The following is a 25035-nucleotide window of genomic DNA, read 5'->3' as shown; positions in this document are numbered from 1 at the left end:
GTCACGCGTTCGGGCCAGAGAACCGTAAGCGTCTCGGATGGGTCAGGGCCGGTCGACGGTGACGCGGCCCTCGTCGACGGCCAGTTCGAAGCCGGCGTCCCGGAGCCAGTCGGCAGCGGCTCCGTCGCTGTGGAGCAGGACCTCCGCCAGGTCACCGGGCTCGTCGACGTCCGTCGCCAGCAGACGGGAATCGACCTCGGCGACGGCCGCTCCCACGTCGCGGGCCACGCGGCGGTGGTCCCGAATCGACGCGCCGTGGTAGTCTACCCGGAAGTCGGGGTGGCGGCTGACGAAGGCGTTCGTCCCGCCGCCCAGTCCCGGCGCCAGCACGACATCGGCGTCCGGGGCGAACAGGCGGGCGACGGCGTCGGCGGTGAGCAGCGGGAGGTCGGCCATCACCACGGCCAGCTCGCCGTCCGTCTCCGCGAGCAGGTCGTTGACGAGCGAGTCGAGCCCCCGGTCGTCGACAGTGACAGGTGCGTCACACGCGACTGGCGCCGTCGCGACGACCCGGGGGCTGTGGCCGGCCGTCTCGAGCGCGTCCAGCACGTCCGCGAGCATGGCTTCGGTGAACTCGCGGCGCTCGTCGGGCCTGAGAACGGAGGAGAGGCGGGTTTTCGGGTCGGACCCCGAGACGGGGACGACGAGTCGCATTACAGCTTGCTGTAGTCGTCCTCTTGTGACTGGCTGTAGAGGTAGTACCCCCCACCACCGAGCAGGAGCAGGAGGACGACCGCCCCAGCCGCGTACAGCAGCGTCTGGGTGGTCTGCTGGCTCTGCTGGGCCTGCTGGGCCGAGTTCTGAGCCTGGTTCGCGAGGTCGATAGCGTTCCCGAAGTTGCCGTTCTCGTAAGCGGAGATGGCGTTCTGGCGGAGCCCCTCGGCCTCGCTGTTGCCGCCGGCCTCCTGGATGGCCGCGCCGGCGGCGTCGATAGCGTCCCGGGCTTCACGACTCTGGTTCGTGTAGTGGTGCGCCGAGTCGGTGCGGAACTCGTTCTCGTTGCTCCCGGTCACCCGCGAGAGCGTGGCGACGGTGTAGTTCTCCCGTGGTTCGTACGTGTAGTTCTCGACGGCCGGAGCGGTGCCTTCGAGGACGATGCGGACCTCGTCACCGTCCTGGTCTCCCTCGCCGTCCATGCTCTGGTTGAACGACTGGGTCCCGTAGGTCTCGTCGTAGACGACGTTCCCGCGGTCGAGCACCTCGACGGTCCAGCTGACGTCCTCGAGCTGGGTCTCGCCCCGGAGCGTGTACTCGCTTGGCGGGCCCGTGTACGGGTCGTCGATGACGTACGTGACGGTCACCTCGTCGCCGACAGCGGTCTCGTTCGGTACACTGCCGTCCGTCGAGAGGGTGAACGCACCGGCCGTTCCCGCGACGGCGAGCAGTCCCACGATACAGAGCAGCGCAGCAGTCGCCCTAGAACAGGGGATCGAGTTCATCCTCATCGTCTTCAACCAAGTTCTCTAAGTTATCTTCGCTTTCCTGGCGGATATCGTCGATGTTGTCCTGGGCTTCGATGGCGACCTGCTGGAGCTCCTTGATTCGGGGGACGTTGTGGACGCCGGCCAGCAGGATGGAGGCGGCGACCTTCGGAGCGTTGGTCGGGTAGTCCCCGCCACGCACTTCCATCGAGCCGGTCTGCTCTTCGAGCCACTTGCGACCGCGCTCGATGCCCTTCCGGTTGAGGTGTTTCGGCGGGCCGGCCATCACGAGGAGAGCACGCTCGGTGCCCTCGATTTCACAGGGCAGCGTCAGCCGCCCCAGCGCGGCCTTCCGGACCAGCGAGGTGATGCGGTTGGTGGTGTTGGCCGTGTCGATGCCGTCGTCGCCGCCGCTGTCGCCCTTGAACCGCGAGAGCAGCCCGCCGCCGCCGGAGCTGACCTCGACGTCCTCGGAGGCGTACCCCACAGTAGAGACGCCGCCCCCGTCGAGCGTGTTGATAATCTCGGAGGAGTCGACGACGCTCTCGGCGATGTTGTCGCCGGCCTCGACCTCGCCGGCGCCAAAGAGGACGCCAAAGCGGCGGACGATTTCCTCGTTGATGTGGTCGTAGCCGCCCTCGACGGACTCGCCGGTCTGGCGCCAGGCGTCGTTGTCGAACACCATGAGGTTGTCCACCTCGCGGACGAACGTCTGGAACGACCGGGCGGCGTTGAGCGTGTAGATGCCGCCCTCGTCGCTGCCGGGCAGGACGCCGAGCCCGTAGACCGGCTCGGTGTAGATGCGTTTGAGGTGTTTCGCGACGACCGGCGAGCCGCCCGAACCGGTCCCGCCGCCCAGGCCGGCGATGACCAGGAACGCGTCGACCTCGTGGACGGGGATGTTGTCGATGGCCCCCTGGACCTCGTCGATGTCCTCCTCGGCGATTTCGGCGCCGAGTTCGTTGTCGGCGCCCACGCCGTGACCCTTGACCCGTGCCTGTCCGATGAGCACCCGATTCTCCTCCGGAATGTGTTCTAGCCCCAGCAGGTCGGCCTTGGCCGTGTTGACGGCCACGGCCGAGCGGACGATTCCCGAGCCCGTCTTCTCGTCGTACTCGAGGAATTTGTCCACGATTTTGCCACCGGCCTGCCCGAAGCCGATCATCGCGAGTTTCATTGATATGGTTCTCCAGTTAAAAGGCCTAAGTAGGAATACCCGTATAAGTTTTTTGCCCAAATCTCAGTGATGAAAGTTCGCTCCAGAAATAAAAGTGCCCTGACATCCCCACCCGGTGCAAATCTTGAGCGGCCCCCAGCGGAGGCCTGCGGTCGGTTCCCGCCCGTTCGGGTCGAGTTCGGACGGTAGCGGCCGTCGACAGGAACGGCGGTGGCGGTTATCTGCCCTGACAATGCAGGCACCTACGCGACGCCCAGATACGAGCGGAACGACCGCAAGGATGCGGGGTCGCGACCGAACGCCTCGACGTCGTTGGTCGTCGGGGTGTTGTCGAAGTCCAGCCCTTCGTACTGGTCGCTCCCCATCGGAAAGCCCAGTGAGCCAAGCACGGGGAGGCCGATTTTCGCCAGCGGCATCGGCAGCGGCACGATAGTGATGGACTTGCCTTCGGCCTCGAACACCAGTTCCGTCGCCTCTCGGAGACTCAGGGTCTCGGGGCCGCCGACCTCGTAGATCTGGCCGACGTGTTCTTCGCCCTCCAGGGCGTCGGCGAGCATCGGCACGAGGTCGTCGACCCAGATGAGCTGGAAGTGGGCCTTTTTGCCGCCGCCGGGGAGCGGATACAGCGGCACGGCGGGGGCGAAAATCTGCTTGAGTCGCTTGGTGAAGTAGACGAACTCGCCGCCGTCACCGAAGACGACCGACGGGCGGAAGACGACCCAGTCGAGGTCGGAGTTCTTCACGACGCCTTCGGCGTCCCCCTTCGCGCGGAGGTAGTGGGTCGCGCCGTTCGGGTCCGCGCCGAGCGCGCTCATCTGGAGGAAGCGGTCGACGCCGTGTTCCTCGGCGGCCCTGACGCAGTTCTCGGTCCCGCCGAGGTGGACCACCTCGTGCATCTCGTCGCCGCCGTCGGGCTTGAACAGCGGGGAGAGCGCGGGGAGGAAAACGACGGCGTCCCGACCCTCGAAAGCGCCCTCGATGCTGTCGTAGTCGGTCACGTCACCTTCCCTGCGGGTGACGCCGTCGGGCAGCGCCGCCTCGTGGGGGTTGCGTGACAGGGCGGTCACGTCGTGGCCGCGGTCGTCGAGTTCCCGGCAGAGGTGCTGTCCAACGAAACCACTCCCGCCGACTACGAGTACGTCCATAGCAGTTCCTTCCCGCCGAACGAACGTAAAGATAGGGCGAAACCAGTTGGGGGCGAACGCTGACTGCTGCAGTCTTGTTCCGGTGTCGTCGACTCCGATGGGGCGGTCACCGGGAGACGCGTACCGGGGTTCGGCGCGCTTACGTACCCGGCCATCCACGGGCCGGTATGCTCGTGACGCTGGAGGGACTCGACGGCAGCGGCAAGACGACGGTGTGGGAACGGCTGCGGGCCGACGACGCCCTGCCGAACGACGCTGTATTCACTCGCGAACCCACGGATAGCTGGTACGGCGACGCCGTCATGCGCTCTATCGAGGACGACGACGCCGACTCGCTGGCGGAACTCTTTCTGTACACCGCGGACCACGCCGCCCACCTGGCCGACACTGTCCGGCCCGCCCTCGAGGACGGGAAGCTAGTCGTCTCCGACCGCTACTCGGACTCCAGATACGCCTATCAGGGCGCCACGCTGGGCGACAGCGACCACTTCGAGGACCCACTCGCCTACGTCCAGCGGGTCCACGAACCCTGGACCCGGCCGCCGGACCGGACGGTGTATCTGGACCTCGACCCGGAGACGGCCGCCCGTCGCAGCGGCGCCACGAACAAGTTCGAGACGGCCGACTACCTCGCCGACGTGCGAGCGAACTACGAACGACTCGTCGACGCCGACCCCGACCGGTTCGTCCAGGTCGACGCCACGCAGGAGCCTGATACCGTCTACGAGCGGGTTCTGGACGCGATTCGCGACTAGGTGGAGGTGGGCAGGTCGACCTCGTCGGGCGAGGGCATCCAGACGTAGTCGAAGGTCATCCCGAGCGCGAGCGGCAGCAGTATCGCCGCGCCCACCGCGGCGACGTTGCTGAGCCCCAGTCCGGCGCCAAAGCCCAGGATGGCAAACAGCATGAACACGACGAACATCGCGACCGGACAGAGCAACACCGAGTAGACGAACCCGCCCCACCGCGTGTTCAGTCGCACCCGGAAGAAGCGCGTCATGAGTGCCGTCACGGCGCTGTTCAGCAGCACGATGACGAGCAATCCGGCGAGTCCGACGACGCTGACCATACCCCAGATAACGGGTCGAGCGTCTTTGCCGTGTCGGAACGGGACGCCTGGTGAGACGGCGCCTACTCCAGGCAGATGTACGTTCGCGTGTCGGCGACCCCCTCCAGGTCCCTGACCCGCGTCGACACCGACTGCATCACGTCGTACACCTCCTCACCGGTGGCCTCGGCGATGATGTCGTACTGCCCCGCGACGATGTGTGCCTCCGTGATTCCCTCCGAATCCCGGACGGCGGCGAGCAGGTCCTCGGACTTGCCCGCGACCGTCTTTATCATGATGAACGCGGATGCCATACTGTGGTATGACGTACCACAGTGTCAAAAACGTTCGCGCGAGCGGTTGCTTCGGCTGTCAGGGTCACTCGGGGAGCGCCCCACCGGGCGGCACGGGACAGCGGGGTGTACTTTTATTCGTCCCCGTTGCGTACTGCCGTCTATGCTATACGTTATCGTGGGTGCCGGCCGTGTGGGACTGCGGACCGCACGGGTACTGCGAGAGAGTGGCCACGACGTCACACTCATAGAGCGCGACGAGGGCGCCACCGAGCGGGCGCGGGCCGCCGGCTTCGATGTCATCTCCGGCGATGGCGCCCTCGAGCAGACGCTCGAATCGGCCGACCTGGACGAGGCGGACGCCCTCGGCGCGCTCACCGGCGACCTGAACGACAACTTCGTCGCCTGCATGATAGCCAAGGAGCACGGCTGTCGCACCGTCATGCGCATCGACGAGGACTACCGCGAGAACATCTACCGGCGCTACGCCTCCGAGGTCGACGAGGTCATCTACCCCGAGCGGCTCGGGGCCATCGCCGCGAAGAACGCGCTACTGGGCGGGAACATCCGCGCCATCGCCGACATCGCCCAGCACCTCCAGCTCGTCGAGTTCACTATCACCGACTCCGCACCGATGAAAGGCTACTCGCTCTCCGAACTCGAACTGCCCGCAAACACCAGGCTCATGGCCCACGGGAAAGGCGACGCGCCGCTGACGACGCCGGACCTCGACGAGACGCTCGAAGCGGGCGACCACCTCGTCGTCCTGGCCGACTTCGACACCCTCGCCGACGTCCGGAGCATCGTCGTGGGTGAGAGTGGCCCGGCAAAGGCCCTGGGAGGTGCCTGAGGATGGTCACCGCCTACGTCATGGTCAAGGCCCACACCGGCGACGCCGACCGGCTGCGAGACGAGATCAGTGCCATCGACGGCGTCACCGAGGCCCACATCGTCGCCGGCGACGTCGACCTCATCGCCAAGGTGAGCGTCGAGAGCCCGGCGGCCGTCAAAGACGTCGCCGCCACGCACATCCAGGACATCGAGGGCGTCGAGTCCACGCAGACGTACATCGCGATGGACTAGCGAGCGCTTTTTGCACCTCACTCGGTCGCTTCGCGACCTCGTTCGGGCAAAAACGTCCTCAGAAATCTTCGATTTCTGATGGGCTGTGTCAGAGCTTTGCTCTGACGAACGTGGGGGAAAATCGCGGCGTGCTCCCGTCGCACGCCGGAGGCGTGCCGTAGTCCGCGCGCCGCGGTCGAACACGCGGCCAGGGGCCGCGGATGCTCCTCCACGCTACACCCTCTTTGGAGGCCTGCCCTTCCCCGAGTCGTCGCACGGAGGCGACTCCCGGCCACCGCTGCCGCTACCGTCCGGATACGTCCACGAGGATTCGACTGCTCGTCCCGCGGCCGCCACACCCACTACAACGGCGTCCCGCCGCGAGACCCCTCACTGCCGCCCGTGCTCGCCGAGTTCATGAGGTCGGCGACGACGCCGACGTAGTCGTAGCCGGGGACGATACCCTCGACGTAGGTCCCCTCGACGTACTCGACGAACGTCTTGGCCACGTCGGCGGCCTCGCGCTCGCCGCCCAGGCTGAAGCGGTAGGTGACGACGACTTCCTCGTCGTCCGCCTCGACCGTGTACTCGTCCAGGTCGACGGCGACGCGGGTGGCCTTGGGGGCGTCTTCCAGTCGCCGGTCCAGCGTGTCGAGCCAGCCCTCGCGGACGGCGGGGCCGACATCGTCGGCCGTCGCGGCCTGGAGCGTCGGCGCTCGAACGGTGACCTCGTAGTCGGTGCGCCAGGCCTCGCCCTCGCTCGCGGTGACGTGGCCCTCGAAACTCGTCGTCTCGACCACGTAGCCGTTGGCGCTAGGCACGAACGTCTCGCGGGCGTCGAACACGTCTGTGACGGCGTCGGGAACCTCTGTCATTAGCCGCTGATAGGTCGCTGGCCCGCAAAAACGCGTCGTCTTCTCTGAGTGGCGGCCGCTCGTTACTTCCAGGTGACGTAGCTCGGCGCGGCGATGCCGATGGCCTCCAGCACCTGCAGGACGGCCATCACCTCGACGGCCAGCGGCGGCATGCCCGCCGGCGCGTTGAAGTAGAAGTAGAGCGCGACGGCGTTCTCTGCCAGCAGGAACGTCGCGAACACGATAGAGCCGAGCGTCATCGGCGCCTTCCCCCGGTTCGAGATGGCCGTCGCTCGCGGTCTGAGAGTGCGAGGGACGCGATTTGAACGCGCGGACCCCTACGGGAGCGGGTCTTAAGCCCACCGCCTTTGGCCAAGCTCGGCTACCCTCGCGCATCTCACCCTGCACACTGCGAGGGAAAACGGGTTTCGGTTACCGTCGACTGGAACCGTGTGAGCGGTCACACGGTGACGTGTCGCTGCGCGAAGGGACAGCCGGCAGTGCTACCAGTCGACCGAGAGGCTGCCGTCGCCGTCCGGGTCGGGGGCAACCTCCTCGTTCGTGCGGCGGTCGACGACGTGGATGACGCCCCGACCCTTCTTCGCCGGGCAGATATCGGCCGCTTCGACGTTCTGGTCGAGTTCGTCCTCGCCGAAGAAGTAGGCGTTGGGCTTGGCGATGCCGGTATCGAGGTCCAGCGACCAGTTGCTCGACACCTCGGCGCACTTGCCAGCGCCGAAGCACTTGTTGGCCTCGAAGATTATCTTGTAGGGTTTGTCCTCGACCGGCGGCGCGTTCTGCTCCCCGAACTCGCTGGGGTCGACGGGGTCGTCGGCCTCTGTCATGGCAGTCCGTAGAGAGCGGATGGTCTTTCCGCTGTCGGTTCCCGCAGGGACTCAGGCGACGATTTCGACGTCGTCACCCACACTGATGGTCGCTCCGCGGTCGGCCTCGGGGACGCGGGCGATGAGCATCATCGTGTAGAAGTGGTCGAAGGCCTCGGGGTCGGCCCAGTCGGGGAACGTCTCGCGGCGGCGCCGGACGAACCGCTCGCGGAACTCGGGGGTGGGCTCGCCGGAGTCGGGGTCCCGCGAGGGGACGACACAGCGGCCACAGGGAGTGACGCCCTCGATGCGCACGTCGCCGGCCCGGAACGCGGGCGCGTCCGCGCCGACGAAGCGGTCCTCCCAGAACGCCGGGACGCCGCCGACCTCGATGTTCGCGCGCAACCGTCGGCGCGCGCCGTCGACGGTCACGCCCTCGAACCAGTCGGCGACCGTCTCGAGGGTCGCGGTGCTGACGACCGACGGACCCATCGACTGGCGGTCGACGTGACCGAGGTCGGGGCTGTGGTCGAGGCGCAAGTCGCCGTCGAGGCCGAGCGCGTCGGCGAGCCACGCCGCCGCCTCGGCGCGACTGCTCTCGGTGTCGAGTGCGAACTCGCGACGCTCGGGCGAGGCGACACGCAGCGTGACCGTCTCCGGGTCGTAGGCCGTCGAAAGCGCGTGAAAGCGGCCGGACTGCTTGGCGTTGACCCGCTCGCCGTCGGCGTCGAGTAGCGCGAACTCCCGGTCGTGTTCGAGCGTCCCGCCGGGGAGCACCCGCGACCGGTCGACGTCGAGGCGGTCCAGCCCCTTCACCGGATAGACCGTGAGTCGGTCGATATGTGCCACTGTACGGGGGCAGGTCAGGCGGCGACAAAGCCGTTGTGCACCGCCTGCAGAGTCCGCGTGACAGGCCCCCTGTCAAACTGACAGAGCGACAGCATTACCAACGCCCCACGCAGAGTATGACGAGAGATGGTCGAGCACACACGGACGCTGGATTTCAAGATAGCCTTCGCTATCGGACTCGGGACGATGATAGCCGCCGGTATCTTCTCGCTGTCGGGGACGGCCGTCGCCGCCATCGGCTCGAGTGCGGTCGTCGCCTTCGTCATCGCGGCGCTCATCGCGGGCGTCACCGCGGCCGCCTACTCGGAGTTTGCCTCCATCTACTCCGAGAACGGCGGCGGCTACCTCTTCTGTTCGCGGACCTTCGAGGACCGCGACCTGTTGACCTACGCCATCGGGATGTCGCTGTTCCTTGGCTACACCGGGACGACGGCGTTCTACCTGGCGACGATGGACGAGTGGTTCTTCGAGTTCGTCCTGCCGGAGTGGCTGCACGTCCTCCCCCACGGGACCACCGGCGTCATCGCGGCGGTGCTCCTGGGCGTGCTCAACGCCCGCGGCACCGAGGAGAGCGGCGGCTTCCAGCTTCTCGTCACCGGCGCGAAAGTCGCCGTCCTCTTTGCCTTTATCGGCGGCGCGCTGGCCTTCCGCGGGCCATCGACGGCGGTGACGGAGTTCGCGACCAGCTTCACCGGAGGGGCGGTCGACATCCTCACTATCTCCGCGCTCGCTTTCATCACGTTCTTTGGCTTCTCGGCCATCGCGGCCAGCGCCGGCGAGATAATCGAACCCCAGAAGACGGTGCCGCGGGCCATCGCCGCGAGCATGGTCACCGTCACGATTCTGTACGCCTTCGTCATCGTCGCGATGGTGAACTCGCCGGTGCCGCCGGAAGTCATCGCCCGACAGGGCGAGACGGCGATGGGGGAAGTCGCCGCTGGCTTCCTGGGCAGTATCGGCCGGTCGCTCATCGTCGCCGGCGCCATCTTCTCGATGGTGTCGGCCTCGAACGCCTCTATCCTCGCCGCCAGTTCCATCGGCTCGCTGATGGGCCGACAGGGACAGGCCCCCCGGCGGTTCTCCCGCATCCACCGGGAGTACGGGACGCCGTTCTGGAGCGTCGCCACCGCGACGGCGTTCATCGTACTCCTCATCACCGCCTTCATCGGCCTGTTCCCCGCGGAGGGCGGGCTGGGCGCCTCGCTGGGACTCAACCTCGGACTCACGGCGCTGACGGGGTTTGCCACGCTGAACCTCCTCATGCCGCTGGCCGTCGTCAACGTCGCGCTCATCGTCTCGCGACGACGGTTTCCGGATATCGAACGCGGGTTCAGCGTCCCCGGCGTGCCGGTGGTCCCGGTCGTGGGCGTGCTGGCGAACCTCGGCCTCATCTATAACCTCCCGGTCGACGGCGTCGTCACCGGCCTCGTCCTGACCGCCGCCCTCGTGGTCGGGTACGTGGCCTGGGGCGGGGCCCCCCGCCGCGAGGAGCTGTTTCAGGAGGTCGTCCCCGGCGCCGAGCCGAGCCCGGAGACGGCGGCCACGGAGGCTGCCACAGAACGCTACCGCGTACTCGTGCCCGTCGCCAGACCCGACCGGGCGCTCCGGTACGTCCGTCTCGCCGAGCGCCTCGCCACCGCCGCCGACGAGGAGCCCCTCGTCCACGTGCTCACCGTCACGCAGGTGCCCGACCAGACCCCGTGGGAGACGGTACAGGACACCGCCGCCGCCCGCACGGAGCGCATCGAGGACGAACTCTCGAGTGCCGACCTCGACGTCGACTACGTCGTCGAGGGCCACACCTGCCGCGACGTCGCGTTCGATATCGTCCAGACGGCCCGCGAGGACGACGTCGACCTGATTCTGATGGGGTACCCGGAACGCCACCAGGACGTGACCGAGACCGTCGAACACGAGGCGCCGTGTGGGCTCTTCTTCGCCGACAGGACGGTCAGCGCCGACGACCTCTCGACCATCAACATCGGCGCCGGCGGGGGGCCACATCACGAGGCGTTACTGCCGCTGGTCGACCGACTCGGTCGCGAGGGGAGCGACCTGCATCTCATCAACGTCTCCTCGAGCGAGCGCGGCACCGACGAGATGGCCGGGACGACACTGGACGCACTCGCGGGCGTCGAGGAGACCTCAGTGACCAACGTCTTCGCCGACTCCGTCGCCAGCGGACTCGTCGAGACGGCCGCGGACAACGGCGGCGTCCTCGTCGTCGGCGCCTCGCGAGACCGGTGGCTCAAACAGGCACTGTTCGGCAGCACGCCCGACGAGGTAGTGCGGCTGGCGACCGAGCGGGACGTGCCCGTCCTGGTGTACGCGAGCGAGACGGGCGTCAGGGGACAGCTGAACGAACGGCTGTTCCCCGTGGTCCGGTACCTCAGAAAGCGGTTTCCGCGGCAGGCGTCCACTTCCGGCGGGACCCCCAGAAGCGCCGACTAGCGGTGAATCTCGACGGATTCGAGCAGAATCGGCGTCGTCGGCGCGTCGTTCATGTCCGTGTCGGCGTTCCCGATTTCCTCGACGACGTCCATGCCATCGACGACTTCGCCGAAGACGGCGTGCTTGCCGTCGAGGTGGGGCTGGGCGCCCAGAGTGATGAAGAACTGCGAGCCGTTGGTGTTCGGGCCGCGGTTTGCCATGCTGAGTTTGCCCGCGCCGTCGTGGGTCAGGTCGTCGTGGAACTCGTCGTCGAAGGTGTACCCCGGGCCGCCGCGACCGGTGCCGGTCGGGTCGCCCATCTGAATCATGAAGTCGTCGATGATGCGGTGAATCTCGATGTCCGAGTAGAGCGGGTCGATGCGCTTCTCGCCGCTGTCGGGGTCTTCCCACGCGCCGGTGCCGGGACCGACCTCGGTCCCCTCGTAGTCGTCGGCGCCCTCGGCGTGGCCGACGAAGGCCTCGACGGTGTTCGGAACGCGCTCGTCGTACAGTTCGACTTCGATGTCGCCCTCCGTGGTGTGGAGCGTCGCTGTCAGGTCGCTCATACCCGGCCGGAGGGCACCGGCGGGGAAAAGCCTGCCCACTGGCGCCGAGGGTTCTTGTACGGGGACGGGAGCAGGCCCGCTATGACCTGACCGCGGACCGCGAGGCGGGTCGCGGGAGTCCCACACGTCGCCTCGCGGGCCGGAGTGTGGGCTGTTCGCTCAATCGAGGTGCTCGAGTAGCAGTTCGTTCACCCGCTGGGGTGCGTCGAACTGCACCCAGTGGCTGGCGTCGGGGAGCCGCTCGACCCGGATGTCCGGGACCCACTCCCGTAGTCCCTCGGTCAAGGAGACGTCGAGCGCCGCGTCCTGCTCGCCCCAGACCAGCAGCGTCGGCGCTCGCACCGGCAGGTCGCCGACGCCGCCCCGGGTCAGCGTCAGCTTCGCGTTCCGTCGGGCGAGCGCTCGGTAGTAGTTGAGCGCCGCGGTGCGGGCGCCGGGCCGGTCGAGGGCCGTCTTGTAGCGTTCGATGTCCCGCTCCGAGAAGGCGTCGGGCCGGACCGTCCCCTCACCGAGCAGCCGTTCGATGGCCTCGTAGTCCATCGCGCCCAGCGCCCGCTCGGGCAGTTCCGGGAGCTGGAAGAAGCCGACGTACCACGATTTGGCGAGTTGCGCCGGGTTCGAGCGCAGCGTCCGCTCGTACTTCGTGGGGTGGGGCGCGTTCAGCACTGCCAGCCGGTCGACCAAGCCGGGCCGGTCGATGGCCGTCTGCCAGGCGACCAGCCCGCCCCAGTCGTGGCCGACGATATGGGCCGACTCGCGGTCGAAGGCGTGGACCACCCCCGCCACGTCGCTGACCAGTTCGTCGATGTGGTAGGCGTCGACCCCCGAGGGTTTCTCCGAGCGGTTGTAGCCACGCATGTCCGGCGCGACCACCCGATAGCCCGCCTCGGCCAGCGGCGGAATCTGATGGCGCCAGGAGTACCAGAACTCGGGGAAGCCATGCAGGAGGACGACCAGGTCGCCGTCCTCGGGGCCGGCGGTGACGGCGTGGAGTCGGACGCCGTTCGCGGAGACGGTGTCGTGGGTCCACGGGTCGTCCGCGACCGGGGCCGTCCAGTCGGCTTCGGTGTCTGACCGGGGCATCAGTCGTCGTTCGGGCCCGAGAGGAAAGTGGGTTCTGTCCCGACGGTGGTGCCGACGACCGGCCGCCACGCTCAGCGAGCGTCGGCCAGCGGCCCGCGTCGCCGCGAGCCGCGCCGCCCGCGACCGGCGTCCCACGAGCGGGACTCCGGTGTAGGCCGTTCGCCAAGCGTCACGCTGTCGGTGAACTCCCGGCCGTCGCGCCGAACCGTCAGGTCGACGCTGTCGCCCGGCGCGGTCTCGGTCAGCAGGTAGCTCGTCAGTTCCTCCGTCGAGCGCACCGTCCGGCCCGCGACGCCGACGATGACGTCGCCGCCCACGGGGACATCGCGCCCCCTGACCCGGACGGTCCGGTTACAGCCGCGGAGCGTCGCGCTCGACTCCGGCCCCGCGTCGACGACGAGGACACCGCCCGTGTCCTCGAAGCGGTTGGCCTCCGCGACGGTCGGGGAGACGTCGATGGTTCGGACGTTGAGGTAGGCCGATCGGAACGCGCCGTCCGCGACGAGGTCGGGAACGACGCGCTCGACGATGACCGGCGCGATGGCGAAGCCGATGCTGTCGCCGCCCTTGGCGCGGTTGACGCCGACGACGGTGCCGTCCAGTGTCAGCAGCGGCCCGCCGCTGTTGCCGGGGTTGACCGCTGCGTCGGTCTGAATCGTCTCGGGAATCGTGAAGCCGGTCCCCGTGGGATTGGACCGGTTCGTCCCGCTGACGTAGCCCACGGTGATGGTCCCGTCCAGGCCCATCGGGTTGCCGATGGCCGCGACGCGCTCACCCGGGTCGGGATTCGTCTCCGCCACCGGGAGCGGCGTCGCGTCGGCGGGCAGGTTCGACACGTGGACCACGGCGAGGTCCGTGTAACGGTCGGTGCCCACGACGGCGCCGGTCCGCCACTCGCCGTCGTGGAACCGGAGTTCGACGTAGTCGGTGTCGCCGACGACGTGCTGGTTCGTGACGACGTGCTCGTCGTCGTAGACGAAGCCGGAGCCGGCACCGCCCCGTCCGTTCGACTGCCCGTCGTCGGTGACGTACACCGAGACGACCGACGGGATACGCTGTTCGTACAGTTGCTTGATGGTTGGGGTTTCTGACATCACGGGGTCCGCCGTGCAGGGGCTGTCCCCTGCCAGCAAGACTCACCCGAGGTAATTGCTACTGCTATAAAAGTGGTTCGGCGCTCAGAACGCCCGGAGCGCCTCGAGCGCGTCGGCCGCGCTGCCGTCCTGGATAGCCTCGCGGGCGGTAGCGAGGCCGTCTTCGATGCTGTCGGCGTCCCCGCGGGCGTAGATGCGCAGGGCGGCGTTGAGGGCGACGGCGTCGGCGAAGCCGTCGGTGCGCTCGCCGGTCAGGACGGCCTCCGTAATCTCGGCCGACTCGCCGGCCACGTCGTCGACGGCGAGGTCGTCGCTGGTCACGTCCATGCCGTACTCGCCCGTGCGAATCTCGAAGTCGGCGATGTCCTCGTCGTCGCTCTCCGCGCCCGTGACCGGCCACTCGGCGACGATGGTCTCGCCGGGGCGCACGTCGTCGTACCCCTCCATCCCCTGGAAGAACAGCGCGCGGTCGAGGCTCGTGGTCTCGGATTCGAGGAGGGTGCGGACCATCTTCTTCGCGAACGGGAGGTGGTAGAAGCTGCCCAGGTGGACACTCGCACCGGCGGGGTTGGCGAGCGTCTCGACGGTGTTGACGAACGAGCGCACGCCCATGTTGTCGCGGCGGTCGAACAGGGCGTCGATGCCGGGGTTGAACGCGGGCTGGTAGTAGAAGCCAAAACCCACGTCGTCGACCATCTCTGCGCTCTCGGCGGGGTCGAGTTCGGTGCGGACGCCCAGTTCGTCCAGCACGTGCTTGTAGGCGTCCTGCTTCTGTGTCGGGACGCGGTCGCCCGAGTGGACGACCACGGGCGTGCCCGCGGCGGCGGCGACGAGGCCGGCGGCGACGCCGAGAATCGCGGAGCGGCCCTTGCCGTCGTAGTTGGCGCCGCAGTCGACCGGGTCGGCGTCGGGTTCGGCGGTGACGACCGACTCCTCGGCCATCACGTCGACGTAGGCGCCCAGTTCCTCGGGCGTGTTGCGCTTCCAGCGGTTGGCGAGCCAGAACGCGCCAAGTGTCGTGTGGTCGGGCTCGCCGTCGAGGATGCGCTGGAACGCCTCCCGGGCCTGCTCGCGGGTCATGTCGTCGGCGGACTTGTGGCCCGAACCGACGACGTCGGTCATCAGCCGTTTCAGCGGCCAGTCACCGTACTCGCGGGTCGCTTGTGCCATGCTGCGCGGTTAGGACTGCGGTTTCAAAGCCCCTCCGCTTCGTTCCCACGGCGCGAGAACACGGCGCGCTCCCGAAAACGATACACCCGTTCACTCCTAACGCCGACCAATGAGCCTCCGGTCGGGTGAGTGGCGGGACCGCATCGACGACGTCGACGCCGCGCTCATCGACGAGTTCCAGAGCGACTTCCCGGTTCGGGAACGCCCCTTCGAAGCGGTAGGCGAACACCTGGGCGTTCCGGCCGGCGAGGCACTCGAGCGGGTCGAGCGACTCCGCGAGGCCGGTATCTTCCGGCGCTTTGGCGCCGTGTTGAACCCGCCGGTCATCGGCTCCTCGACGCTGGCCGCGGTGTCGGCGCCCGAGGAGCGCTTCGAGGACGTGGCCGAGGTAATCAACGGCTACCGGCAGGTGAACCACAACTACGCCCGCGACAACGAGTGGAACATGTGGTTCGTGGTCACCGCCGGCTCCCGCGAGAGACGCGACGAAATCCTGGCCGACATCGAGGCCCGGACCGGCTGTTCGGTGCTCGTGCTCCCGATGCTGACCGACTACTACATCGACCTCGAGTTTCCGGTGGTCAACAGCGATAGATTTGCACGGGAATCTATCGAGGGCACCGACGCCAGCGCGACCCGCATCAGCGAGGACGCCACCGCCGACTTCTCCGACCTCGACCGCCGGCTCCTGCTTTCGATACAGGCCGGGTTCCCCCTGTCGGCGACGCCCTACCGCGACATCGCGGCCGGCATCGACGCCGACGTGGACGACGTGCTCGCGGCCATCGAGCGCCTGCGGGCGGACGGCTGCATCAAGCGCATCGGCTGTGTCGTCAACCACATCACCACCGGGTTCGACAACAACTGCATGGTCGTCTGGGACGTCCCCGACGACCGGCTCGACGAGTGGGGCGAGCGCGTCGGTGAACTCCCCTACGTCACGCTGTGTTACCACCGGCCGCGCCGGCCCGAGCAGGACTGGCCCTACAACCTCTTCACGATGATTCACGGCCGGGACGCCGACGCCGTCGACGAGAAGATAGACGAGCTGGCGACGGCGTATCTCCCGGTCGACCACGACCGGCTGTACTCGACCGAGACGCTGAAACAGACCGGGGCGCGGTACGACGACATCGTCGGGGAGTAACGGCGCGGGCGCCGGCGGGCAGCGCCGCCACGGAGCCCGAGCGACTCGCGACCGTCACGGGCGTCTGTGCGAGTCGAACACGCCCGAGCGGGGAGTTTCACGCTGTGTTAATTGCCACAACTCTTTTGTTATCTTTGCGCCTCCTGTAAGTCGAGACAATGTCAGAACCTGGGGGGGCTCGGATACTCGTCGTCGACGACGACGCCGACGTGGCGGAGACGTACGCATCGCAACTGACGGGGACGTACGACGTCGAGACGGTCTACAGCGGGCCCGCGGCGCTGTCGGCGCTCTCGCCGTCGGTCGACATCGTGTTGCTGGACCGGCGGATGCCGAAGCTCTCGGGCAGCGAGGTCCTCGCGGAAATCCGCGAGCGGGGCCTGGAGACGCGCGTCGCGATGGTGACCGGCGAGGAGGCCGACTTCGACATCATCGAGATGCCCTTCGACGACTACGTCCAGAAGCCGGTCACCGAGGGGGCGCTGCTGGGGACGGTCGCCCACCTCGTCCGGTGTCTGACCTACGACGAACAGCTCAGGGAGTACTACGCGCTGACGGCGAAGCGGGCCGCCCTCATCCAGAGCAAGACCCTCGGAGAACTGGCCGAGAGCGACCGGTTCAGCGAGCTCGAAGCGGACATCGAGACGGCCGAAGCGGCGCTGTCGGACCTGGTGGCCGACTTCGACCCGACGGACTTCGACCGGGCGTTCCGGGACGTCGACCGGCCGGACCCCCCGACCGCCGACTGAGCCACCGGTCGCCGACCGGGCCGGCAATATCGGCCTATTCGTCGGCCTCTATGTTCCGAAAGCAATAACCGAGTCTCGTCCCTAGCGGGGTCAATGAGTCAGCAACTCCCGGACGTGCAGGCGTCGAGTCCGGACGTGACGGTCGGTCTCAACCGCGTCGGTGTCACCGGTGTCGAGAAACTCGTCAAACTGGGCCGGCGCGACCGGGACCCGATCGTGCTCATGGCGGAGTTCGAAGTGTTCGTCGACCTCCCCTCCTGGCGCAAGGGCGCAGACATGTCCCGTAACATGGAGGTCATCGACGAGACGCTGGAGACGGCAGTCTCCGAGGAGGCCTACCGGGTCGAGGACGTCTGTGGCGACGCCGCCGAACTGCTCCTGGAGAAACACGACTACACGACGAAGGCCGAAGTGCGGATGGAAGCCGACTACGTCACCCACGAGCTGACCCCCGAGAGCGAGATGGCGACCCAGTCGACGGCGACCATCATCGCCTCGGCGACGGCGACCGAGGACGGCACCAGCGAGGAGATAGGCGCGCAGGTGACGGGCATGACCGTCTGCCCCTGCTCGCAGGGGATGTCCGCCGCGCGGGCCCGCGAGACCCTCCAGAGCATGGCCGTCGATAGCGAGGTCATCGACGAGTTCCTGCAGAAGATGCCCCAGGCCGGTCACTCCCAGCGTGGTCACGCGACGCTCACCGTCGAGAGCGAGGGGACTCCAGAGGTCGACCTGAACGAACTCATCGAGGTGGCCCGCGACTCGATGAGCGCCCGCATCTACAACCTCGCGAAACGGCCCGACGAGGACCACATGACCTTCGAGGCCCACAAGGACGCGAAGTTCGTCGAGGACTGCGTCCGCGCGCTGGCCGAGGGGGTCGTCGACCACTTCCCGGACCTGCCCGACGACGCCGTCGTCTACATGGAGCAGTCCAACGACGAGTCCATCCACCAGCACAACGCCCACGCCGAGCGTATCGCGAAGCTGGAAGACCTCCGGGCCGAGGTCGAGCAGGAACAGCTGGCCGACGACTGAGACGGACCGTCGGCGGTTCTCAGGGCGGTCCGACCGGCGTGGCCTCGGCCCAGTGGTCGTCGAAGGCCTCGCTGACGTCGGCGGTGAAGGACGGGTCTTTCAGGTCGACGACGCCGAACGTCTCGTCCCGCCCCAGCGGGTGGGGGACCTCGATGCAGACCTCGGCGTCGTCGATGAGTTCGAACGTCGTCGAGACGCGCTCGCTGTAGCGGGCGCTGTAGTTCTCGTAGGCCGAGAGTCGCTGGTAGTAGGCTCGGTTGGCGCCCTCGGGGAGCCGCTCGAAGAGGTCGCGTTCGACCAGCAGGGAGACCTCGACGCCGCGTTCGAGCGCGCGGACCAGTTCGTCGACGACGCGCTCGGTCGCCTCGACGATGTCCAGTTGCTGGGCGGGCGGCGAGCCGGCGACGACGATACGGTCGTCGGCCGCGGCCAGCCGCTCCAGAAGCAGGTTCAGCGTCTCCTCGGGCCCGACGGCGGCGGTCCAGAACGGCTCGTCGACGTGGTCGCCCGCCTCAAGCTGGTCGCCCAGCTCCGAGACGATGTCCTCGTACTGCTGGGCTTTCGCTTCGAGTTCCTCCTTCTTGTCGTCCAAAAGCCGGTCCAGCGCCGTCTCGGGCTCGACGGCGACGTACTTCTTCGGCCGGCTCGCGGTCTGGCTGCGCACCAGCCGGTAGGTCTCTAAGCTGTTGAGCACGTCGTAGATGCGTCCCATCGGCACGTCGCTGGCCCGGGACAGCTCCTTGGCCGTCGTCGGTCCGGTCGAAAGCAGCGACCGGAACGCGCGGGCCTCGTACTCCGAGAGCCCCAGGTCTCGCAGGCTTGCCATACGCCCGCCTCTCAGCGGACGAACAAAAACTAATCGGCTGTTTACTGTTTCACGCGCCGCCGGTCAGCGCCGTGTCGAGTTCCCGCGGCGTCGCGCCCTCGGCGGTGACCGTCCCACCCTCGTAGCGCCGGGCGACCCCGTCACCGTCGGGGTCGGGCACCACGGTCGTCTCGTGGTCGGCAAGCCGGAGCGCCGCCCGGTGGAGGTCCGTCCCGGCGTCGGTACCGACGACGAGTCGCTGGGGGTCCTGCAGGCGGGCGGCGACGGCCGCGTAGCCGGCCACCTCGACGCCCATCCGTTCGGCCGCGCCCGCGAAGGACTCCACGGCCTGGGTGGCAACGGCGCGATAGCTATCGTCGCCGGTCAGCGCGGCCAGGTCGACGAGCGCGTCGGCCAGTTCCACCGTCGAGTCGAGCGGATGCAGCGACCGGCCACAGAGCCCCGCCCCCTCGTCGGGGCCGTCGCGGAACGCGCCGCTCGCTTGCTGGCGGTGTTCTATCGTCCAGTCGGCGACGGCCTCGGCGGGGCCGCCCTCCCCCAGCACCTGCCAACTGGTCGTCAGCCCCTGGAGCAGGCCGGCCTGGTCGGCGAGCAGCCCGCGGTGGCCGTCGGGGGCGTCGTCGTGAATCACTGCGCCGTGCCCGTCGACGAGTTCGGTCGTGACGTACTCTCTCGCGCGCTCGGCGTAACGCCGGGCCCGCTCGTCGTCCGTGTAGGCGTGGGCCCACAGCAGCCCGTCGATAGCGAGGCCGTTCCGGTCGGCGAAGACGGTCGTATCGACGTACGGCGCGTCGGCGTCCTCCCGGCCCGTCGCACTCGCCTCGTAGTAGTCGTCGTCGCCGGCCTGGCTGCCCGCGAAGGCGTCGCCGGTCCAGAGGTCGGTCGTCAGATACTCCACGGTCCGCATCGCCGTGTCCCGGTAGGCTTCGGTACCGGTGTAGCGGTAGCCGTGGGCAAAGGCCCGCACCAGAGCGGCGTTCTCGTCTAGGAGTTTCTCCCGGCGCGGGTTCGACCAGTCCCGCCCCGTCGCGTAGCGATAGAAGCCGCCGTCGTACGTGTCGAGCAGGTGGGTCTGGACGGCTTCGAGTGTGCGGGTGGCCTGGTCGCGCGCCCGGACCAGCGCGAACTCGATGGTCCGGGCGAGCGGGAACTTGACGTCTGCTCCCCAGCCGCCGAACTCCTCGTCGAACGACCCCAGCAACTGCTCTACCATGTGCTCCTCGATGCGCGGGCGCAGGTCGCCCGCCGGCGGCGCCTCGTCCTGTAGCTGGCGCGGCACCGACCCCGCCGCCGTCCCCTTGGCGTCCCAGGATTCGCGCACCGAGTCGAGGATGCCGCGAAAGCCGTTCGGTCCCAGGAAGGTCGCGCCGCTGATGACCTCGCCGGCCGGCGTCAGGAACACCGTCGACGGGAACCCGCCCATGGTGTAGCGCTCACGGACAAGCGGGTTCCGGTCGGCGTCCACCCGGACGGGGACGAACCCGTCGTTGACGTTGGCCGCGATGCGTGGCTCGCCAAAGACCCCACGGTCCATCGCCCGACACTCCGGGCTCCAGGGCACCGAAAGCGAGAGCAGGAGCGGCTTGCCGCTCCCGGCGGCCCGCTGGAACGCCTCGGGCCCCCACTCGCGCCACTCCACTTTCGTGTCCGCCGCGAACTCGTCCATACCGGCTGTCGGTGACGGGTACACATAGGGGCTGTCCTCTGGCGCGGGCGGCGTCTCCCCCGCAGTCTCAGACGACGATGACGACGACGCCGACCACCGCGACGGCGGCGACGGTGTAGGCGACGGTCCGCTCGGAGACGCTGTGGACGTACCGCCAGCCCAGCACCTGCGCGAGGACGTAGGGAACGCCGACCACCAGCGCCGGGACGAGCGCCGGCGTCGTCCCCTGTACCGCGTGGCCGGCCGTCGCGTTGACCGTGATGAGGACGCCGCTTGCCAGCCCCGCGCCGATGGCGGTGACGGGCGCGATGCCCGCGACGAGCATGAGCGGGACGGTCAGCGCCGGGCCGCCGATGCCGGTGATACCGGCCGCGACGCCCACACAGAGGCTCCCGAGACCGACGAGGCCGACTCTGCCCGTCGTCCGCCAGCGTTCGGCGCGGTCCCCTGGAGCGGTCGGGACCGGCGACCCGCTCGCGGCCGGGCCGTCGGTCCGCCGCTGTCGGTAGACGATACCGACCACGGCGAGCAGGAGCGTGCCGGCCAGCACGGTCTCGAAGCGGGCGACCGACAGCGTCGGCGCCAGCCGCGTCCCCAGGTGGGTGCCAAGCACCGCCGGGACGGCGACCAGCGCCGCCAGACCCCACGCGATGCCGTCGCTGTAGCGATACAGTCCGGTGGCCGACAGCGTCGCCACGACGAAGACCAGACTCGCCGTGGCGGCCGCCACCGGCGACGACAGCGCCACCACCGCGTTCAGCGTGAGGATGACCGGGATGCCGCCGGGGCCGCCGATACCGCCGACGACGCCGCCGGCGGCGCCCACGAGTGCGAGCACGAGGAGCGTCTCGGGTCCGGGCATCGGTCGCTGAGGTGACTTCCGGGAGCACCGTCCTAACAGTTGCTGTCGCCGGCCACGCCGTTGCCGACGAAAGACCGAACTGTCCGCGCGCCGAACTCGGGGCAATGGCAACACAGGAGGTGAACCATCCCGGGCCCGTGACGCCCGACGACGAGCCCCCGCGGCCGGGCCGGGTCCCCGTCCTCGACAACACGCTCTCGATGCTGCGTGACCCACTGGCCTTCTACGACCGCGTGGGGGCGATGGACGCCGACGTGGTCGGCTACAACGTCGCGGGGACGACCGGCTACTTCGTCACTCATCCGGACCTCGTCGAGCGGATACTCGTCACCGACGAGGGGAGCTACGAGAAGGGGGCGCTGCTCCAGCGCTCGCTCGGGGAGTACATCGGCGAGGGCCTGTTCCTGCTGGAAGGCGAGGAGTGGAAGGAACAGCGCACGGCACTGCAGCCCGCCTTCTACCGCGAGAAGATAGCCGCCTACGGCGAGTCGATGACCGACTTCGCAGCGGCGACCGGCGACGGCTGGACCGACGGCGAGCGCGTCGACGTGCTGCCGGAGATGCGAGAGTACACCCTCCGCGTGCTCGGGAAGACGCTGCTGGACGTGGACATCGACCGCACCGCCGACGCCCTGGAGCCGCTGCTGTCGGCGCTCCGGGAGCGACTGGACCCCCGGTCGCTGTCGGCGTACGTCCCGCTTTCGGTACCGACGCCGACGAACCGCCGCGTGCGGTCGGCCCGCGCGAACTTCGAGGCGACGCTCGACGACATCATCGCCGAGCGCCGGGCCGAGAGCGCCGCCGACCGGGAGGCCCGCGACGACGTGTTGTCGTTGCTCCTCTCGCTCGACGACGAGACGATGAGCCGGAAGCGGCTGGGCCACCAGCTACTGACCTTCCTGGTGGCGGGCCACGACACGACGGCGCTGACCCTGACGTACGCGTGGTTCCTGCTCGGTCGCCACCCCGAGCGCCAGCGAAAACTCCACGAGGAACTCGACTCGGTGCTGGGCGACGCCGACCCGACACCCGAGGACCTCTTCGAGTTGCCCTACCTCGACGACGTGCTGACCGAGGTGTTGCGGCTCTACCCGCCCGCCTTTACCACCTTCCGCCAGCCGACCCGGCCCGTGACGCTCGGGGGCTACGACATCGCGCCCGACGCCCAGTTGACGATTCCCCAGTGGCTGGTCCACCGTGACGAACGGTGGTACGACGACCCCGACGCCTTCCGCCCCGAGCGCTGGACCGACTCCTTCGAGGCGCAACTCCCGGACTACGCCTACTACCCCTTCGGCGGCGGCCCCCGCCACTGCATCGGGATGCGCTTTGCCCGGATGGAGGCGAAACTCGCCATCGCGACGCTGGCGGGGCGCTACCGCTTCGAGACCGTCACCGAACCGCCGCTCGACCTCGCGATGCGGATTACGCTCTCGCCGACCGAAGCCGTCGACGTTCGGGTCCACGAGCGGTAGTGCTGGTCGGCGCTGCGCTTCTTCGAGATGTCGAACATAGTGAGACATCTCGCTGCTCGCGGTTCCCTTCGGCCACCGCTGTGCCGTTCCGAGGCGTTCACTACGCTCACGCCTCCCTGCTCGCGGTTCCCTTCGGTCACCGCTGTGCCGTTCCGAGGCGTTCACTACGCTCACGCCTCCCTGCTCGCGGTTCCCGCTGGTCGCCGCTGCGCTTTTCGAGGTCGCTCACTTCGTTCGCGACCTCGCTATCCAAAAGCGTTTGACCGAGGCCCTGCAAGCGAGGGTATGCTCCGGGCTATCGCCCTGTTGTTGCTCATCCCGCTGTTCGACGCGGTGTTGCTCGTCGCGCTCGCGACGGGCGTCGTCTATCCGGTCCCGCCGCTTGTCATCGTGGCGCTGGTCGTCCTCACCGCCCTCGTCGGCATGTTGCTCGTGCGGGCGGAGGGACGCGCGACACTCCGGAAGATACAGCAGAAGCTCGCGACCGGCGAGGTGCCCACGAACGAACTCATCGACGGCGGGCTGCTCGTCGCCGCCGGCGCGTTCTTCCTCACGCCCGGCCTCGTGACGGACTTCGTCGGCCTGCTGCTGGCGCTGCCGCCCACCCGCTACCCCATCCGTGCCGCGGTGCGCCGGTGGGTCGTGCGCCCCTACATCGACGCCAAGACCGGCGGCTTCGCCTCCGGCCAGGTGTACGTCGGCGGCTTCCCCGGCGAGGAAGGCGCGGCCGACGCCGGCGGTGCCGGACCGGGCGGGGCCGGCGGCGACGGCGGCTTCGACCGCGAGAACGCGACCGACGTGGACTTCGAGGAATCCGACGAGAAGTAGCGAGGGCGCAGACGGCGGACGCGACCTCGAAATACACAGCGGCGAGTGACAGGAACCGCGAGCAGTATCGCGCCCTGTGGCGGTTTGACACCGCGCTTGTGAAACGTCACCCTTTTCTATACCCCTCGGGTACACTCTGTTGCGCTCACCTGGGCCAATAGCTCAATCAGGTTGAGCGCTCGGCTGATAACCGGGAGGCTCTCGGTTCAAATCCGAGTTGGCCCACCTCTGTCCCTATCGGGCACTGTCCGACGGGGAACTGGGGCCGCAACTCCCCAGCCACTTCATCTCGGTTCGACACTCCACAGCGGTGCATCGGTTACTGTCAACTCGGACCGGATAGCGAGCCGTGTGACCGTCTGGAACAGTCAAACAGTGTACAAATCGCACACAGAGTTGTTTACTGACAGTCATAAGTTATTTACAGATATCCGCGAATTGCTACGATGATATGATAGAAGCAGCACTTCGCTATCAGACGGAGGGCGAGGATTGGGTCAAACGGGTCGGTATCGGGAGCGCGGCGACGTTCCTATCGTTTTTCATTTTCCTTCCGATATTCCCCGTCTACGGCTACATGCTGGAGGTCATGCGACAGGTACTGCGTGGCGACGCCCAGAACCCGCCGGAGTGGAGCGACTACGATATCGTCCAGCTCAGTATCAACGGCGTGAAGGCGTTCGCCATCCTGTTCGCGTACGGCTTGGTCGTCGGGTTCATCACGCTCGTTCCAGCGGGGGTGTTCTTCGTGCTGGGAGCCATCCTTCGGAGCGCTATCGTCTCGTTCCTCGGTACGCTCATCGGCGGCGCCCTCTACCTGGTGGGCATCGTCATCATCGCCGTCATCGCGCCGATCATGATCTGTAACTTCGTCCTCACGGACGAACTGAGCGCGGGCTTCGACATCGACGTGTTGCGGGCGTTCGTGACCAACCGGACGATGCTGCGGGCCGTGGGGCTGGCCATCGTCGTCAACATCGCGGTCAGCATCGTCAGCAGTATCGTGTTTTTCACCATCGTCGGCCCGGCCGTCGTCGCGTTCTTCGGGCTGTCGGCCGTCGCGTACATCTGGGCGAACGGCTTCGCCGACGCCTACCGCGAGGTCTACGGCGAACTCCCGGAGATTCCGGACGGACCGGTCAAGATGGGCGTCGGCCAGCAGTCCGGGACCGCGGCCGGGGCGACGGCGACTGGTGCGGGGACGTCCACTGCGGCCGATGAGGGGACGACCACCGGCGGCACGCCCGACGATATCGCCACCAACGTCAGCGACCCGACCGGGACCGACGAATCCGATGGCCCGGACCCGACCGACGAGGAACGCTGGGACTGACGGGCAGCGAGCGGATTTTCGCGGTGGAGTCGCGCTCGCAGTCGGCGGACACGCCACGGTGTGCAGTTCTGTCACCGCTCTCGCCCGCTGGCAAG

At 68.1% G+C, this 25035-nt stretch carries 27 protein-coding genes and 2 tRNA genes; 11 read left to right on the top strand and 18 right to left on the bottom strand.

The window, feature by feature from the left end; genetic code table 11:
* Positions 1-42: 42 nt before the first annotated feature.
* The 4 genes from cofC to NDI86_RS15145 all read right to left on the bottom strand — a co-directional run bounded on the left by cofC (position 43) and on the right by NDI86_RS15145 (position 3743).
* Positions 43-654, bottom strand: a complete 612-nt coding sequence (gene cofC, locus NDI86_RS15160; RefSeq protein WP_310901282.1) for a 2-phospho-L-lactate guanylyltransferase — start codon at positions 652-654, stop codon at positions 43-45.
* Positions 654-1439, bottom strand: coding sequence for a hypothetical protein (locus NDI86_RS15155; protein ID WP_310901281.1), 786 nt, complete (start codon positions 1437-1439; stop codon positions 654-656). The genes cofC and NDI86_RS15155 overlap by 1 nt, the downstream gene beginning before the upstream one ends.
* Positions 1417-2598, bottom strand: coding sequence for a tubulin/FtsZ family protein (locus NDI86_RS15150; protein ID WP_310901280.1), 1182 nt, complete (start codon positions 2596-2598; stop codon positions 1417-1419). Before NDI86_RS15150 ends, NDI86_RS15155 begins: the two co-directional genes overlap by 23 nt.
* A gap of 242 nt (positions 2599-2840) precedes the next feature.
* A complete protein-coding gene (locus NDI86_RS15145; protein WP_310901279.1) occupies positions 2841-3743 on the bottom strand; it encodes a complex I NDUFA9 subunit family protein in 903 nt (300 codons plus the stop codon).
* A gap of 167 nt (positions 3744-3910) precedes the next feature.
* Between NDI86_RS15145 and tmk the strand changes: the two genes are divergently transcribed.
* Complete coding sequence (tmk, locus tag NDI86_RS15140; RefSeq protein WP_310901278.1) at positions 3911-4498, top strand: dTMP kinase; 588 nt, start codon at positions 3911-3913, stop codon at positions 4496-4498.
* On the opposite strand, the gene NDI86_RS15135 is transcribed toward tmk, so the two are convergent.
* Together NDI86_RS15135 and NDI86_RS15130 are read right to left on the bottom strand one after the other, a co-directional pair.
* The gene (locus NDI86_RS15135) at positions 4495-4812 is read right to left on the bottom strand and encodes a DUF7991 family protein (protein WP_310901277.1); all 318 of its coding nucleotides are present in this window, start codon (positions 4810-4812) and stop codon (positions 4495-4497) included. The genes tmk and NDI86_RS15135 overlap by 4 nt on opposite strands.
* A gap of 62 nt (positions 4813-4874) precedes the next feature.
* Positions 4875-5105 carry an Lrp/AsnC ligand binding domain-containing protein gene (locus NDI86_RS15130; protein WP_310901276.1) on the bottom strand — a complete coding sequence of 77 codons (231 nt, stop codon included), beginning with the start codon at positions 5103-5105 and terminating at the stop codon, positions 4875-4877.
* Positions 5106-5247: 142 nt separating this feature from the next.
* Between NDI86_RS15130 and NDI86_RS15125 the strand changes: the two genes are divergently transcribed.
* On the top strand, positions 5248-5934 hold the full coding sequence (locus NDI86_RS15125) for a potassium channel family protein (RefSeq protein ID WP_310901275.1): 687 nt from the start codon (positions 5248-5250) through the stop codon (positions 5932-5934).
* Between the two features lie 2 nt (positions 5935-5936).
* On the top strand, positions 5937-6167 hold the full coding sequence (locus NDI86_RS15120; RefSeq protein WP_310901274.1) for an Lrp/AsnC family transcriptional regulator: 231 nt from the start codon (positions 5937-5939) through the stop codon (positions 6165-6167).
* A 341-nt stretch (positions 6168-6508) separates the two neighbouring features.
* On the opposite strand, the gene NDI86_RS15115 is transcribed toward NDI86_RS15120, so the two are convergent.
* The 5 genes from NDI86_RS15115 to NDI86_RS15095 form a co-directional block, all read right to left on the bottom strand.
* Entirely contained in the window at positions 6509-7021 is a 513-nt protein-coding gene (locus NDI86_RS15115) for a DUF5813 family protein (protein ID WP_310901273.1), read from the bottom strand.
* A gap of 62 nt (positions 7022-7083) precedes the next feature.
* A complete protein-coding gene (locus tag NDI86_RS15110) occupies positions 7084-7260 on the bottom strand; it encodes a DUF8036 family membrane protein (RefSeq protein WP_310901272.1) in 177 nt (58 codons plus the stop codon).
* A gap of 47 nt (positions 7261-7307) precedes the next feature.
* Positions 7308-7392: transfer RNA gene (locus NDI86_RS15105), tRNA-Leu, on the bottom strand.
* Positions 7393-7503: 111 nt separating this feature from the next.
* The gene (locus NDI86_RS15100) at positions 7504-7845 is read right to left on the bottom strand and encodes a ferredoxin (RefSeq protein ID WP_310901271.1); all 342 of its coding nucleotides are present in this window, start codon (positions 7843-7845) and stop codon (positions 7504-7506) included.
* 51 nt (positions 7846-7896) lie between these two features.
* A complete protein-coding gene (locus NDI86_RS15095) occupies positions 7897-8673 on the bottom strand; it encodes an MOSC domain-containing protein (protein WP_310901270.1) in 777 nt (258 codons plus the stop codon).
* 126 nt (positions 8674-8799) lie between these two features.
* Here NDI86_RS15095 and NDI86_RS15090 point away from each other — a divergent pair, with 126 nt between their 5' ends.
* The gene (locus NDI86_RS15090) at positions 8800-11124 is read left to right on the top strand and encodes an amino acid permease (protein ID WP_310901269.1); all 2325 of its coding nucleotides are present in this window, start codon (positions 8800-8802) and stop codon (positions 11122-11124) included.
* Here the strand turns inward: NDI86_RS15090 and NDI86_RS15085 are convergent.
* From NDI86_RS15085 to NDI86_RS15070, 4 genes are all read right to left on the bottom strand, one after another.
* Complete coding sequence (locus NDI86_RS15085; RefSeq protein WP_310901268.1) at positions 11121-11669, bottom strand: peptidylprolyl isomerase; 549 nt, start codon at positions 11667-11669, stop codon at positions 11121-11123. The two genes, NDI86_RS15090 and NDI86_RS15085, sit on opposite strands and share 4 nt — an antisense overlap.
* 159 nt (positions 11670-11828) lie before the next feature.
* Entirely contained in the window at positions 11829-12752 is a 924-nt protein-coding gene (locus NDI86_RS15080; RefSeq protein ID WP_310901267.1) for an alpha/beta fold hydrolase, read from the bottom strand.
* 71 nt (positions 12753-12823) lie between these two features.
* Positions 12824-13846 (bottom strand): S1C family serine protease, encoded by a 1023-nt coding sequence (locus tag NDI86_RS15075; protein WP_310901266.1) that lies wholly within the window; start codon positions 13844-13846, stop codon positions 12824-12826.
* An 84-nt stretch (positions 13847-13930) separates the two neighbouring features.
* Positions 13931-15016, bottom strand: a complete 1086-nt coding sequence (locus tag NDI86_RS15070; protein ID WP_310901265.1) for an anthranilate phosphoribosyltransferase — start codon at positions 15014-15016, stop codon at positions 13931-13933.
* 109 nt (positions 15017-15125) lie between these two features.
* Here NDI86_RS15070 and ahbB point away from each other — a divergent pair, with 109 nt between their 5' ends.
* From ahbB to mptA, 3 genes are all read left to right on the top strand, one after another.
* On the top strand, positions 15126-16163 hold the full coding sequence (gene ahbB / locus NDI86_RS15065) for a siroheme decarboxylase subunit beta (RefSeq protein WP_310901264.1): 1038 nt from the start codon (positions 15126-15128) through the stop codon (positions 16161-16163).
* A 158-nt stretch (positions 16164-16321) separates the two neighbouring features.
* A complete protein-coding gene (locus tag NDI86_RS15060) occupies positions 16322-16912 on the top strand; it encodes a response regulator (RefSeq protein ID WP_310901263.1) in 591 nt (196 codons plus the stop codon).
* A 93-nt stretch (positions 16913-17005) separates the two neighbouring features.
* On the top strand, positions 17006-17950 hold the full coding sequence (gene mptA, locus NDI86_RS15055; RefSeq protein WP_310901262.1) for a GTP cyclohydrolase MptA: 945 nt from the start codon (positions 17006-17008) through the stop codon (positions 17948-17950).
* A gap of 19 nt (positions 17951-17969) precedes the next feature.
* Here mptA and NDI86_RS15050 read toward each other — a convergent pair whose 3' ends face one another.
* The 3 genes from NDI86_RS15050 to NDI86_RS15040 all read right to left on the bottom strand — a co-directional run bounded on the left by NDI86_RS15050 (position 17970) and on the right by NDI86_RS15040 (position 21418).
* A complete protein-coding gene (locus tag NDI86_RS15050; RefSeq protein ID WP_310901261.1) occupies positions 17970-18776 on the bottom strand; it encodes a TrmB family transcriptional regulator in 807 nt (268 codons plus the stop codon).
* A gap of 49 nt (positions 18777-18825) precedes the next feature.
* A complete protein-coding gene (locus NDI86_RS15045; RefSeq protein ID WP_310901260.1) occupies positions 18826-20442 on the bottom strand; it encodes a DUF255 domain-containing protein in 1617 nt (538 codons plus the stop codon).
* Positions 20443-20509: 67 nt separating this feature from the next.
* Positions 20510-21418, bottom strand: a complete 909-nt coding sequence (locus tag NDI86_RS15040) for a sulfite exporter TauE/SafE family protein (RefSeq protein WP_310901259.1) — start codon at positions 21416-21418, stop codon at positions 20510-20512.
* Here NDI86_RS15040 and NDI86_RS15035 point away from each other — a divergent pair.
* The 4 genes from NDI86_RS15035 to NDI86_RS15020 all read left to right on the top strand — a co-directional run bounded on the left by NDI86_RS15035 (position 21409) and on the right by NDI86_RS15020 (position 24940).
* On the top strand, positions 21409-22779 hold the full coding sequence (locus tag NDI86_RS15035) for a cytochrome P450 (RefSeq protein WP_310901258.1): 1371 nt from the start codon (positions 21409-21411) through the stop codon (positions 22777-22779). The genes NDI86_RS15040 and NDI86_RS15035 overlap by 10 nt on opposite strands.
* Before the next feature lie 285 nt (positions 22780-23064).
* A complete protein-coding gene (locus NDI86_RS15030) occupies positions 23065-23607 on the top strand; it encodes an FxsA family protein (RefSeq protein WP_310901257.1) in 543 nt (180 codons plus the stop codon).
* Between the two features lie 151 nt (positions 23608-23758).
* Positions 23759-23832, top strand: a tRNA-Ile gene (locus NDI86_RS15025).
* A 226-nt stretch (positions 23833-24058) separates the two neighbouring features.
* Positions 24059-24940 carry a DUF4013 domain-containing protein gene (locus NDI86_RS15020; protein WP_310901256.1) on the top strand — a complete coding sequence of 294 codons (882 nt, stop codon included), beginning with the start codon at positions 24059-24061 and terminating at the stop codon, positions 24938-24940.
* The last annotated feature ends 95 nt before the right edge of the window (positions 24941-25035 follow it).

It is taken from the genome of Haloarcula onubensis (assembly GCF_031624605.1).
GTDB lineage: Archaea > Halobacteriota > Halobacteria > Halobacteriales > Haloarculaceae > Haloarcula > Haloarcula onubensis.
Note: the sequence above shows the minus strand (reverse complement) of the source record. Positions and strands in the feature narration are given on the sequence as shown.